This is a genomic window from Mangrovibacillus sp. Mu-81 (assembly GCF_036867415.1).
In the GTDB taxonomy this organism is placed as follows: Bacteria; Bacillota; Bacilli; order Bacillales; family Bacillaceae_B; genus Rossellomorea.
Genome location: NZ_JBAJHU010000002.1, coordinates 297,580 through 309,554, shown reverse-complemented (window position 1 = coordinate 309,554; position 11,975 = coordinate 297,580). Strand labels below are relative to the sequence as shown.

The following is an 11,975-nucleotide window of genomic DNA, read 5'->3' as shown; positions in this document are numbered from 1 at the left end:
ATGGGTAAAAATTACTACGCGAAGAAATTCAACTACCAAAAGATTGAGGTGCTTCCTATGAATCTTTCAGTCAATAGGGGAATATGTTTCTATCATCAGCCTTCATTAGGGAAAGATCTTTTTATCAATATGGGTCACACTCGTCTTTATTCAAATAGCTTGAAGATAGATGCTTTTTCTAATTCCGGGACGATGCAGGTTGCACTTGCTGGTCAGCTTGGCTCGTCCACGATTGAAAAAATAGATGAGTTCTTACTTAATTATAGATACCACTTTAAACGCTTCAAGAACATCACATTCGACATCAGCCGACTTGAATTCACCAATCGGTTCGGCCTGGCTGCTTTGATTGATCTTGTGTATGTATTGAAGCAGGAAGGACTTCGGATTTCATTCGTCGGGGCTGGGCAAGGCTCCCGGCAGGTGTTGAGGGATGCCGGATTTTATGAGTGGCTGGAACAATAAAAAAGCTTGGTTTCCGTCGCGTTCATACGATGGAATCCAAGCTTTTTTTTATTTCAGCTTTTGGATATCGTTGATGATGTCTTCAAAAGGCGGATCCGATACGCCTTCATATTTATTGAGAAGTTTGCCCGTTTCACTCACCAGGAAAAAGGAAGTCGCATGGACAAACTGGTTCGAACCCTCCACTTTTGCTGCGGGAGTTTTGAACGAAACGTTCGCGAATGTTTCAATCTCATCACGTGAGTAGCCGGTGAGGAACGTCCAGTTGCTGTAGTCAGCACTGTGGCGTATGCTGTATTCGGTCAATGTCTCAGGAGTGTCCTGCTCGGGATCGATCGATATCGATACGAGCTGGACGTCATCTTCCAAGCCGGCTTTCTTGATTTCTGACTGCAGCTTCGCCATATTCGCCGTCATCGGCAGACAGACCGTATCACAGTTCGTGAAGATAAAATCCGCTAATATGATTTTATCTTGATTAAGCTGGGACAAACTGACCTTGGTTCCATCCTGATTCACGGCCTCCAGTTCACCGACCTCGACACTCATCGGAAACGATGCTTCCACATCTTCCTTACTCCCGCATGCTCCAAGCGCTGTCATTAACACAATCATGATGACTAATCCCAGCTTAACCTTCATAATGATCTTCTCCTTTTACAAGAAAGGTTTTTCACAAACATGCTGTTTTTCCTAATTATTGTATGTCCATTACGTTTCTGAATTGAGAAGTTAGCTTATAAGAAAGGTCCGCTCTTCACTTGGCAGCGATGAGCGGGCCTTTCGATCAGTCGATGAATTGTTTGTCGATCAGGTCAGTGAATGCTGGCTTTTCTTTTAGGAATTTGAGTTCGTACGATGAGTCGGCGAATGCCTGGACGGCTTCAGAGTCCACTTTGTAAGTGAATCCGATGCGCTCCCATGCCTGGTCGACGACTTCTTTGCTTAGTTCCTGTTTTGTCACTTCTCTAATATCGTTGATGGTGATTTCTTTCGCTTCTTCCGGGTTGCCGGCAATGAAATCTGTCGCCTGCTTGTGTGCGTCCACGATGCTTTGGATTCTTTCAGGGTTCTCTTTTACTGATTTTCCTGAAGCGACCAGGACGGAAGCCGGAAGTGTTTCACCAAATGAGATCTCGTCATGGTCGATTATGACTTTCGCGCCGGTTTCCTGCTGGATGACCGCAGCCCAAGGTTCAGGTGCGACGGCAATGTCGACTTTCCCTGACTTCAGCATCGCTGCATATTGAGCCGGATTTCCGGTCACATGCTTCATCGTTCCACCGATCCGGGATGATTCAATGCCGTGCTCCTGCAGGAATGTCTCGACTTGAACGTCATGAGTACAACCGACAGCAGGTGTGATGAATGACTTTCCTGCAAAATCCTCTACGGATTTCACGCCGCTTTGTTCACTTGCGAGTACGACCGTGCCGCCTGTGGATCCGCCGGCGACAATTTTCACGTCTGCACCAGTCATGTAGTTGTTCATGGCAGGTCCCGGTCCGACAAGCCCGGCATCTATGTCACCCGTTTTCAGGGCGGTCATGAAGGATGAACCGTCCGGGAATGTTTTGTATTCAATCTTCGTGCCGTCCCCAAGCTGTTCTTCATAGTAGCCTTTTTCTTTTGCCACCATCGCAGGGACGTGATTGATATTCGGGAAGTAACCGATGACGATTTTGTCTTTATCAGCAGAGGAACCGGACGTAGAGTCACTTGTTCCGCATCCGGCTAAAATACCGGTGAACAAGAAGAAAATCGCTGTGAATAGAAAGATTTTTTTCATTTTACAGCCTCCTAATGGGTTTGTGTGGGTATCTTCGATCTGAATCATCTATTTTCGTTACAGTGTGATGTAACGTTTGTTTTTTTAATGATCAAAAGCAATTAAATTCAATTAATATGACGAGGACTCAACTACTGCTTAAGACTCCAGCCCCCAACGCTTAATCACCGACTTCTCAATACGCTGGAAGATCAGTTGATCCACAATCGCACCGACGACACCGATGATGATCATGACCGCAATCACGAGGCTCATATCACCAAAATCAGAAGCGTACCGGAGTGTGTAACCGAGTCCGGGACCGGTGCTCAAGAGCTCGCCGGCCATCAGCGCTCTCCATGCGAATGCCCACGCGAGGCGCGAACCTGTAACGACATAGGGGATGGAGGCAGGGAAGATGACCCGAATGAACAAATCCAATCCCCCCGATCCCATTGTCTGGGCCGCTTTTATGAACAGTGGGGATACGTTCTTGATCCCCATTCGGATATTCAGCGCCATGACAAATGTCCCCCCTAGGATGACGACGAAGATGACGGCTTTTTCATTCAATCCGAACCACATAATCGCGAGCGGCAGCCATACGATGCTCGGCACACTCTGCAGGGCGAGCAGTACGGAACCAAGTGTGTCGTCGGCGGTCTTTGATTTTGCCAAAAGGACGCCGATACCGGTTCCGATCAGGAGTGAAATGCCCAGTCCGATCAGCAGCCGTTTGAAGCTTGCGGCTAAATCGATGATGAGGGTCTGGTCGGATATTCCGGCAATCAACGACTGGAAGACGGAAGTTGGAGAAGGGAGGACGACTTCTGTCCACAGTCCGAAGCGGGAACCGGCTTCCCAGAAACCAATGATAAGTGCAAAGAATATGATGCGTTTAAGAGCTGTGTTCATAGGCAAGTTCCTCACGAATGACTTTATCGATTTCCTTCTTCAAGTAACTCATGATGTGCTCCTCGATCTTCACCATTTCTTCTTTATGGGCTTCACGGGGCCGGGGGATATCCACCTCGATATCGGCGAGGATCGTCCCGGGGCGGGTCCCCATAACGATGATCCGGTCTGATAGTTTAATGGATTCCGAGATGCTGTGGGTGACGAAAAGGACCGTTTTCTTCGTTTCCATCCAGATCGTTTCAAGCTGTACGTGCAGACGGGAACGGGTTTGTTCATCGAGTGCGCCGAACGGTTCATCCATCAATAAGACTTCCGGATCCATCGCCAGTGCACGTGCAATGGCGACCCGCTGCTGCATGCCTCCGGAAAGCTCATGAGGGTAATGGTCCTGATAGTTTCCGAGCTGGACCATATGCAGATATTTGGCAGCTTGCTGCCTCGCTTCGCTTTTCGACATTTCTTTTTTCAAAGGAAACGTCACATTGTCGCTTACGTTCAGCCAGGGAAAAAGGGCGGCCTGCTGGAATACCATGCCTCGGTCTTTTCCGGGCTTCTTGATCGGATTTCCGGCGACTGTGATTCCGCCGCTGGTTGATTTCGTCAACCCGGCCACAATCGAAAGCAGCGTAGACTTCCCGCAGCCTGACGGGCCGAGGATCGAAACGAATTCACCTTTATTGATATCAAGGTTGATGTCTTTCAATACATCGACAGGCTTTCCGGCTTTGTCATCATATTGTTTGTTAAGATGTCCGATTTGAATGAACAAATAATCACCTTTTCTTATAAATCATATTGTTTTAATCGGGATTTAATGAATTTAATTATAGTGTATTGGTAGGGATTGTCAAGGTTGCTTGGAAATTTACTTTTATGAAGAGTTTGTAAGGTTAATATAAGGTGTAGAACCCTTTCCGATTGAAAGAAACTCACCTCACATTGAATTTCACTCAAACAAAAAAACTTCCCGATAAAATCTATCGGGAAGCTTCTCTCAATGGTTCTGATGTAATCAGGTCGTCCGGCATTCCGCTTTCTCCGTTTGAAACAAACGGAATACTGTCGATGTCCAGTTCTTGAAATTCAGCGTATGCTCCTCCGTTTGCGTCAAAGGAGTGTGAAAGGATCATGCCTTTGACGCTTCCTCCACCGGAAATTCTGATCGTTGCTGAAGGTGCGTAAAGGAGGGAAGAATAGGTTCTGGCCCCACCTGAAATGGTCACTTCAGCGCCCCCGGTGAAAATATGTCCCTGGAATCCGCCGCCGCCGGTAATTTCAATATCGGCGGTTTCGGCATACAGGGAACCGAAGATCTTCTGGCTGCCGCTCAATTTCACTTTTTTCGACTGTTTTGAGTCCTTTAAATAAACAGAAAGACGCTCAATAGTACCGTTGTTGTTGATCGTGCTTCCAGATCCCATTGTTATTTCTTCTTTCACATAAAAGGTCAAATTCCCGGATCCCTTAATATTGATTTGTCCATTTTGAACGTTCAGATGATCAACGACGATGGCTTTGTCAGAATCTCCGACGTCTATATTCAGTGTATTATTACTGACTAATTTGATTTCGGAAAAAGAAGCGCCGTTTTTTAACTCCAGTGTATAATTGTCTGCCAGATAATTGTCGATTAAAAGCTTGCCGTCTTTTACGACCACGTGCTGATTCCACTTATCTCCTATCTTTTTATCAGGATAAACAGGGTACTCCGGATACTCCGGAAAAGGAGGCAGTGTCAATGGAGTGGGCTTATCGATTGCGATTGGTTTGTCAATATCCATATAATCCGGTGCATCAATCGCTGAGTTTTCAGCCCCTTTAGGAACATAAATACTGCCATTTCGATGAGATGCACCGCCATCAAAGGAAACGGTGCCGGCGGAATTTGAGTTGGTCCCGATATTCCCGCTGATCACAGCACCGCCTGCCAGAGAAATAGTGGTGTCCGTATAAACAGCCATCTCTCCCGGGAGTGAAAGCCCTCCTTTCTTCTGCCAATTAACATGAAATGTCTTTTCAACTTTTCTCGAGTGTTTCCCAATCGTACCGGTGGAAGTGATTTTATAAGTACGGGGAACGTCATCATTGACTTTCTGGATCGTCACCACGGCTTTCGGCTGTTTTCCAAACGCGGTTTCAAAAGAATCAATCGTGACGGGCTCGTTCAGGAAGTATTGTTCCAACTGAGAAAAGAACTGCGCTTGGTCATCTGTGTTTTCATAGTACTGTTTCACTTCATCTTCCAGTGTTTTCATTTGAGCCGTCACACCGGCTTCTGCTATATAGTAAGACGACTGATGGGAGCGTTCCGCGGAGTTCTGTTTGGCATGACTGACGGTGAGAGACAGCAGGCCAAGTCCGAGAACAGACAGAACAATCAATACCAACAGCACAGTCACCAGCGTCATTCCCCGCTCATTGACCCAAACATCTTTCTTCATGCAACATTACTCCCTTATATAAAGATTCGTGGAAAGAGATGCGGCTTTATCGAATTGATTCGGCACGCTCTTCATTGAAATCACGATTTCATTCCCGTTTTGCTCAACGGTGAACTCAGCAATCCCCTCTTCCAGCACCTTGTCATCTTTGTAGAGTGTGCTGCCTTGTAACCTGAAAGCCCCATTTAAAGTCTCAATCCTATTATTCGCAACCGATATGGTTTGAGGAGGTGATGTGCGGATCTCCTTGGTGATGACATTCATCGCATAGCGGACGTTCGATTCATGCTGAACCTGCTTGGACTGGCTGCTGAACTGCTTTTGCCCGAAAAGATGCACATTGCTGATCAGCAGCATCACCGTGCACACAAGTACCAGTACAGCCAATAACTCAACAAGTGTTACGCCCTTTTGATTAGTAAAAAAAGATCTCATGTCCTTACTCCCATCTGTAAATCGATTCCATTTGGGCCATTAACTTACTCTTCGAATCATCGGTGTACACTTTGACAAGCACATTGGAAAGTCCGCGGTCAGGCTCTTCCACTGATAACTCAATATAAGCACCGTCTTTAAATTGGACATAGCGGTACCACCCATCTTCTTTCTCCAGGAACGTCATATCGTCAACCTGATCGACAGCTTCACTAAATGGGTAAGTCTCAGTCAGTTGATACACATCCTCCATTGTGGACTGCGCTAAATACGTTGCGTCCAGCATATCGGCTGATATCTTCGTTGACCGCATGGACTGTGTGAACATCGGCATGAACGTCAAGATGATCAACGTCAGAATTGCGATGGAGGCAATGATTTCAACTAATGTGATACCCCGTTCGGAACAAATCTTTTTCAATCTTGATCGCATGCGAAAGACCGTCCTTCTATTAAAAAATACTAGATTAATCTGTTTTTGATACTACTATAGTACCATATAACCCGGTTGCAATGGACCATTCATTTTAGGGAGAGGAAATTTAGCAGATCCTGATTCTGCTTATAAGTAAACGCATTCAAAAAAATATTTCGTATCCGTTTTTTTCATACTGAATTGGGTAACTTTATATATATAGACAATATATACTAATTATTGTTCAGGAGGGGAACTATGATCAGTCAAACGCGAGACATTGTTCAAAAATCATTGGATGCTTTATTGGAAGACGAGAATTTTCTACCGGAATTGATGGGTGACGCGAGGGAGCAGGCATTTACATCTCTGACGGCCATCCTGTCCACCCCGAACCATGTACATAAGTCGTACTTGAGGGTACCGCTCGAAAATGGGCGGGTCGACCGCATCCCTGCGTTCCGTGTCCAGCATAATAACGCGCTTGGGCCTTATAAGGGCGGGATCCGGTTTCATGAAATGGTGAATGAGGATGAAGTGGTCAACCTGGCTTCGCTGATGACGTTGAAAAATGCCCTGCATGACGTCCCGTTCGGCGGCGGCAAGGGCGGGATTATCATCAATCCGCGCGAATACAGCGAAAAAGAGCTCAATGTCATTTCGAAAAAATACGTTCAATATTTCAGTGATGTACTCGGTCCGGATAAAGATATCCCTGCACCAGATATGGGTTCCGGCGAGAGGGAGATGGACTGGATGATGGCCGAATTCAAGAGCATACATCCCGGCAATCCATACAGGGGCAGCTTTACAGGAAAAAGCGTGATCAACGGGGGATCCCTTGGCCGCCGTGAAGCAACCGGTAAAGGGGTATATTTCACCTTCCGCTATATGATGCACGATTTTATCAAAAACCAAAAGAACCTGATGACAAAAACGGATAATATTTTTGCCAAAACAGCCCTGAAATATGAAAACAAGCCATTGACCATCTCCGTCCAAGGGTTCGGAAATGTTGGCTCGGTCGCCGCCCTAGAAGCGTATCAATCCACTCATCTTCAGAATAAAGTGGTGGCCGTGAGCGACCGGAACGTGACGCTGTACAATGCGGATGGCTTGGACATTCCTGCACTCGTCGAATTCACGATGAGGAATAAAGGAGACCTCCCGACAACCGAAGAACAACTGAAAGACATCGATGTAAAAGCAGAAATATCAGACAGAGAGGATGTCTTGTACCTCGGAGTGGATGTCCTGATATTGGCGGCACTGGAGGATCAAATCCATAAAGACAATATGGAAAAAGTAAAGGCGGGAATCCTTGTGGAAGGAGCGAATGCACCCGTCACCACGGAAGCCGACGAGTTCCTGAGTAAAAAAGGAATCATCATCGTTCCGGATATCCTTGCCAACGCCGGAGGGGTCATCGTCTCCTACTTCGAATGGCTGCAGGGGAGGGAAACCCAATTCTACTCGGAAGACGAGGTATTCAGACTCCTCTTCGAAAAAATGCAGGCAACCCTGGATACGGTCCTTCCGCCATTCTTCGGAGACCCGTTCCCGCTGCGCCAGAATTGCTATATCCATTCAGTGACCAAATTGTCTACCCTGCTATACAGACAAGGAAAGCTTTATTGAATTAACGTGTTGAGGGACGGAGATTTAGCGAAATATCCCTTCCCGTCTCTTTATGTTTATGTAAATGCCTACCGGGTAAAGGATTTATAGAATTAATAACTTTGAAAGGAGAGATTTCAGTATGGCAGAACGACATACGAAGAAGCTTCCCTACAAAGGGATTAATACGGAGAAGAACAATGGATTAACGGATACGCAAGAGGTGCTTTGGGCGAAAGAGTTTAAGCGCGCGACGAAGGCCGGGTATCCGGATGAAGTGAAAAGTGATCGCGGATAATTGCGTTAATTTGGAACCTCTGTGAACCGTATTTTGTTTTACGGTTTGCAGGGTTTTTTTTGTTTTGTCCGATTTTTGGGGCAGGGATGGTGCCAGGCACAAAATGCCTACATTGTTCCAGGCCCAAAACGGTGAGTTTGTACCAGGCATACAGAATCCCGAATTGATGACAGGCACAAAACACAGATATCGTGCATGGCACCACACCCCACTCCAAAAATCTCTCCTATCCAAACATTTTTCCCTCCAAAGGTATCCTTTTCCTCCCCCAATCTCTATATAGAAGGTGAAGGGAGGTGAGGCACAATGGCAACGGCGGATTTGAAAGCAACGAAGCTGAGATTTGCGTTTAACGATGGGATGGATGAGAAAGGAAATCCGAAGTATAAGTACAAATCTTACAGTTACATCAAGGGTTCGGCTACAGCGGATGAAATGAACAGTGCGGCTCAGTCACTCGCAGGTCTTTCTGAGAAGAACCTGTTCAACGTGGAAAAGATCCAGAATTTCGATATCAACGCGTAATGATCGTTGAAATTTAATGGGAAGGAGGACTATTAATAATGGCAAAAGTACTTGAACTTCAATTTAGAACGGATACAGGGAAATCGGCGAAAATCAGCCTCAACGACCCGATTGACCCGATTGATACCATCCAGGTGAAAGCGGCAATGGACAACCTGATCGCAACCGGCGTATTCGGCAGCTCAAGCGGCACACTGGTTAGCGTAGAAGGAGCACGCGTGGTTGAACGTAATGTAACGGATTATGAAGTTTTATAATAGATGAAGTAAGAGGCTGGGACAAAAGTGTTTTAGTCTATGTAAAACCCGAACTGATTTGAATTCCAGGATTCAAGTATGTTCGGGTTTTTTAATTGTTTTATTCAACAGTTCATTTGTTTTCAGTCTGTCCCAGCGGTTGATTGGAGTGCAAGACGAGGACTCCTGCGGGAAAAGTGACTAATGTGAGACCTGTCCAGCTCCGGCGGCTAGAGGCTCGAGGTCATAAGTCAATCAAGCCAACAAGGCAAAAAGCGCCTTTCCGGCTTGCTCGTCTTATGCTTGTCGCCTCTGAGCAAGCCGCCTCCGCTTTTCTAATTGTCCAGCTCCTGGGCTTAGAGGCACATTTCATAAGGCGACTCGTCCAAGAAGGCAAGGAACACCTTCGTTGCCGATTCGCCTTATGCCACACGCCTCTGAGCAAAGCCCCTCCGCTTTTCTAACCCGCAAGAGCGAATGCGATGAGGAGGCTCACGGGTCACCCGCGGAAAGCGAAGTCTTGCACGGAAATCATTAGCGGTATCTAGAGTCAACACTGATAATGTTCGAATTAGTAGTTGTTTTTTTGTTTTGTCCCAGCCTCTTCAAATTTGTTCAGTTTGTTCAGACGGCTGTTTGACAAACAAATGACCCTCATGGGAACGGCCATGCAAATTTAATCAAACGTTTGTTTAAACCCGCCAACCCCTTGTCGCAAAAGGTTTCCAGACCTTAATCATACGTTTGTTTAAATTTTTTGGATTGAAAAAGCTAGACCCTATTTTCAACAGCAGATGTTACAAGGAACATACTTCAAATGCAGCCGCCACCCTTAAAAAACTTCTCCACTGACTCTAAAGCAAAGAAACCGCTTACACAAGCATCCGCCAAAATCTCTTGTTGACTTTCCATATCAAACCATATAATATCACCTATAAGATAAAAAATTCGAAAATTAAATACTTTCAATTATCAAGAGTGACCGAGGGATCAGGCCCTATGACGTCCGGCAACCTCCAATGTGGAACGGTGCCAATTCCTGCAGAATGAATTTCATTCTGAGAGATAAGTCGAGATACATGAGCGATGCTTCTTTCAGTAATTGAAAGGGGCATTTTTTATTTTTAAAAGTACTGCAGCTTGGTTTAATAGGTAGAAATAAAAGGGGTGGTCAATGTGATTGAAATCAAAAACCTTGTAAAAGAATACAAGACAAAAAAGCAGACGATACTCGGTGTGGATAACGTTTCTGTCACCATACAAAAAGGGGAAGTCTTCGGCATCGTCGGCTACAGCGGTGCAGGGAAAAGTTCTCTCATCCGTTGTCTGAACCTGCTGGAAAAACCGACATCGGGTGAAATCATCATCGACGGACAGGATTTGACGAAGCTTTCTTCCAGGGATCTCCGTCTTGCACGACAGAAGATCTCCATGATTTTTCAGCACTTCCACCTCATCAAAGCGAAAACGGTGTATGAGAATCTTGCGTTCGCATTAAAAGCTGCCAAGGTCCCAAAGGCAGAAATCGGGCCGAGGGTGAACGAACTTTTAGAAATGGTCGGGTTAAGCGATAAAGCCCAGGCCTATCCCGCCCAGCTGAGCGGCGGGCAAAAGCAGCGCGTCGGAATTGCGAGGGCGCTTGCGAACAAGCCATCCGTGCTGCTGTGCGATGAAGCGACTTCCGCACTGGACCCGAGCACGACGAAATCGATCCTTAAACTATTGAAAGACATCAACAAACAGCTTGGATTGACGATCGTCCTCATCACGCACGAAATGGAAGTGGTGAAAGAAATCTGCGACAGGATGGCTGTCATGCAGGATGGCAGAATCGTTGAAGAAGGGGCGGTATACGACCTCTTTGCCAACCCGGTACAGCCGCTGACAAAGCAGTTCATCGAAAACATCCTGCAGTTTGAATTGCCGCCGCACTTATTGAACAGTCGGACAGGGAAATTGATCAAGATCCAGTTCAAGGGCTCGATCGCTGAAGAAAGTGTGGTATCGGAAGTATTCCAGAAATACAAAGTACGCGGCAATATCCTGCATGGGAAAATAGAATACATCCAGGAAACCCCGCTTGGGATTTTTATCATGGAGCTGATCGGCGATGAAGCTGAAATACAGGCGGCGATCCGCTACATAACCGCCAAAACACAAAGCCTGGAGGTGCTGGACCGTGCTGCCTGAATCATTGATTACGATTTTACCAGAGTTGAATAAAGCATTCCTCGAAACCGTCTATATGGTCGGCATTTCACTGGCTATCGCAATTTTACTCGGGATGCCGCTCGGTGTTCTGCTTTTCGTGACAGACAAGGGGCTTTTTTTACAGAATGGGTTCGTTAAGAAGATCGTCGGTTTTGTGGTGAACATGGTCCGTTCGGTTCCATTCATCATTTTATTGGTTGCACTGCTGCCGCTTACGAAACTATTGACGGGCACGACAATTGGACCGACAGCCGCATCCGTTTCATTGTCAGTTGCGGGGATCCCGTTTTTTGCAAGAATGGTTGAAACAGCACTGCGTGAGATCGATAAAGGTGTTATCGAAGCATCGGTGTCGGTCGGGGCGAGTCCATGGATGATCATCAAGGACGTCCTGCTTCCGGAAGCGAAACCGGCAGTCATACAGGCGATCACGATTACAACGATCAGCCTTGTTGCTTATTCCGCCATGGCAGGAATCGTAGGGGGAGGCGGAGTCGGCGATCTCGCCATCCGTTTCGGCTACTACCGCTACGACAATACAGTGATGATTACCACGGTCGTCGTGTTGATCTGCCTGGTGCAGCTCATCCAGTACACAGGGGATATTTTTGCAAGATTAGTAGATAAAAGATAATCAATTTAGGGG

At 46.4% G+C, this 11,975-nt stretch carries 14 protein-coding genes and 1 riboswitch; of the genes, 7 read left to right on the top strand and 7 right to left on the bottom strand.

All coding sequences use genetic code 11. The features are described from left to right. The first annotated feature begins 57 nt into the window (after positions 1–57). Entirely contained in the window at positions 58–465 is a 408-nt protein-coding gene (locus tag V6B33_RS05215; protein ID WP_334216690.1) for an STAS domain-containing protein, read from the top strand. 48 nt (positions 466–513) lie between these two features. Here V6B33_RS05215 and V6B33_RS05210 read toward each other — a convergent pair whose 3' ends face one another. From V6B33_RS05210 to V6B33_RS05180, 7 genes are all read right to left on the bottom strand, one after another. After that, positions 514–1,107, bottom strand: a complete 594-nt coding sequence (locus V6B33_RS05210; RefSeq protein ID WP_334216689.1) for an SCO family protein — start codon at positions 1,105–1,107, stop codon at positions 514–516. Positions 1,108–1,252: 145 nt separating this feature from the next. Further along, on the bottom strand, positions 1,253–2,254 hold the full coding sequence (locus V6B33_RS05205; protein ID WP_334216688.1) for an aliphatic sulfonate ABC transporter substrate-binding protein: 1,002 nt from the start codon (positions 2,252–2,254) through the stop codon (positions 1,253–1,255). A 138-nt stretch (positions 2,255–2,392) separates the two neighbouring features. After that, a complete protein-coding gene (locus tag V6B33_RS05200; RefSeq protein WP_334216687.1) occupies positions 2,393–3,148 on the bottom strand; it encodes an ABC transporter permease in 756 nt (251 codons plus the stop codon). Continuing rightward, positions 3,132–3,920 carry an ABC transporter ATP-binding protein gene (locus V6B33_RS05195; RefSeq protein WP_334216686.1) on the bottom strand — a complete coding sequence of 263 codons (789 nt, stop codon included), beginning with the start codon at positions 3,918–3,920 and terminating at the stop codon, positions 3,132–3,134. The genes V6B33_RS05200 and V6B33_RS05195 overlap by 17 nt, the downstream gene beginning before the upstream one ends. 208 nt (positions 3,921–4,128) lie before the next feature. Then, positions 4,129–5,592 (bottom strand): DUF7305 domain-containing protein, encoded by a 1,464-nt coding sequence (locus V6B33_RS05190; RefSeq protein ID WP_334216685.1) that lies wholly within the window; start codon positions 5,590–5,592, stop codon positions 4,129–4,131. Positions 5,593–5,598: 6 nt separating this feature from the next. Next, the gene (locus V6B33_RS05185; RefSeq protein WP_334216684.1) at positions 5,599–6,027 is read right to left on the bottom strand and encodes a prepilin-type N-terminal cleavage/methylation domain-containing protein; all 429 of its coding nucleotides are present in this window, start codon (positions 6,025–6,027) and stop codon (positions 5,599–5,601) included. Between the two features lie 4 nt (positions 6,028–6,031). Continuing rightward, complete coding sequence (locus tag V6B33_RS05180; protein ID WP_334216683.1) at positions 6,032–6,460, bottom strand: type IV pilus modification PilV family protein; 429 nt, start codon at positions 6,458–6,460, stop codon at positions 6,032–6,034. A gap of 240 nt (positions 6,461–6,700) precedes the next feature. Between V6B33_RS05180 and V6B33_RS05175 the strand changes: the two genes are divergently transcribed. The 6 genes from V6B33_RS05175 to V6B33_RS05150 all read left to right on the top strand — a co-directional run bounded on the left by V6B33_RS05175 (position 6,701) and on the right by V6B33_RS05150 (position 11,963). Then, entirely contained in the window at positions 6,701–8,080 is a 1,380-nt protein-coding gene (locus V6B33_RS05175; RefSeq protein WP_334216682.1) for a Glu/Leu/Phe/Val family dehydrogenase, read from the top strand. A 121-nt stretch (positions 8,081–8,201) separates the two neighbouring features. Further along, complete coding sequence (locus tag V6B33_RS05170; protein WP_334216681.1) at positions 8,202–8,357, top strand: YfhE family protein; 156 nt, start codon at positions 8,202–8,204, stop codon at positions 8,355–8,357. A 306-nt stretch (positions 8,358–8,663) separates the two neighbouring features. Continuing rightward, positions 8,664–8,882, top strand: coding sequence for a DUF1659 domain-containing protein (locus tag V6B33_RS05165; protein ID WP_334216680.1), 219 nt, complete (start codon positions 8,664–8,666; stop codon positions 8,880–8,882). A gap of 38 nt (positions 8,883–8,920) precedes the next feature. Next, positions 8,921–9,139, top strand: coding sequence for a DUF2922 domain-containing protein (locus tag V6B33_RS05160; protein ID WP_334216679.1), 219 nt, complete (start codon positions 8,921–8,923; stop codon positions 9,137–9,139). Between the two features lie 945 nt (positions 9,140–10,084). Continuing rightward, positions 10,085–10,190, top strand: a riboswitch (SAM riboswitch). Between the two features lie 104 nt (positions 10,191–10,294). Then, positions 10,295–11,308, top strand: coding sequence for a methionine ABC transporter ATP-binding protein (locus V6B33_RS05155; RefSeq protein ID WP_334216678.1), 1,014 nt, complete (start codon positions 10,295–10,297; stop codon positions 11,306–11,308). Beyond that, positions 11,298–11,963 (top strand): methionine ABC transporter permease, encoded by a 666-nt coding sequence (locus tag V6B33_RS05150; RefSeq protein ID WP_334216677.1) that lies wholly within the window; start codon positions 11,298–11,300, stop codon positions 11,961–11,963. Before V6B33_RS05155 ends, V6B33_RS05150 begins: the two co-directional genes overlap by 11 nt. Positions 11,964–11,975: the final 12 nt, after the last annotated feature.

Bases quoted from the DNA above. Each gene is read 5' to 3' on its own strand.
- V6B33_RS05215 (WP_334216690.1), top strand. From the start codon at position 58: ATGAATCTTTCAGTCAATAGGGGAATATGTTTCTATCATCAGCCTTCA.
- V6B33_RS05210 (WP_334216689.1), bottom strand. From the start codon at position 1,107: ATGAAGGTTAAGCTGGGATTAGTCATCATGATTGTGTTAATGACAGCG.
- V6B33_RS05205 (WP_334216688.1), bottom strand. From the start codon at position 2,254: ATGAAAAAAATCTTTCTATTCACAGCGATTTTCTTCTTGTTCACCGGT.
- V6B33_RS05200 (WP_334216687.1), bottom strand. From the start codon at position 3,148: ATGAACACAGCTCTTAAACGCATCATATTCTTTGCACTTATCATTGGT.
- V6B33_RS05190 (WP_334216685.1), bottom strand. From the start codon at position 5,592: ATGAAGAAAGATGTTTGGGTCAATGAGCGGGGAATGACGCTGGTGACT.
- V6B33_RS05185 (WP_334216684.1), bottom strand. From the start codon at position 6,027: ATGAGATCTTTTTTTACTAATCAAAAGGGCGTAACACTTGTTGAGTTA.
- V6B33_RS05180 (WP_334216683.1), bottom strand. From the start codon at position 6,460: ATGCGATCAAGATTGAAAAAGATTTGTTCCGAACGGGGTATCACATTA.
- V6B33_RS05175 (WP_334216682.1), top strand. From the start codon at position 6,701: ATGATCAGTCAAACGCGAGACATTGTTCAAAAATCATTGGATGCTTTA.
- V6B33_RS05170 (WP_334216681.1), top strand. From the start codon at position 8,202: ATGGCAGAACGACATACGAAGAAGCTTCCCTACAAAGGGATTAATACG.
- V6B33_RS05165 (WP_334216680.1), top strand. From the start codon at position 8,664: ATGGCAACGGCGGATTTGAAAGCAACGAAGCTGAGATTTGCGTTTAAC.
- V6B33_RS05160 (WP_334216679.1), top strand. From the start codon at position 8,921: ATGGCAAAAGTACTTGAACTTCAATTTAGAACGGATACAGGGAAATCG.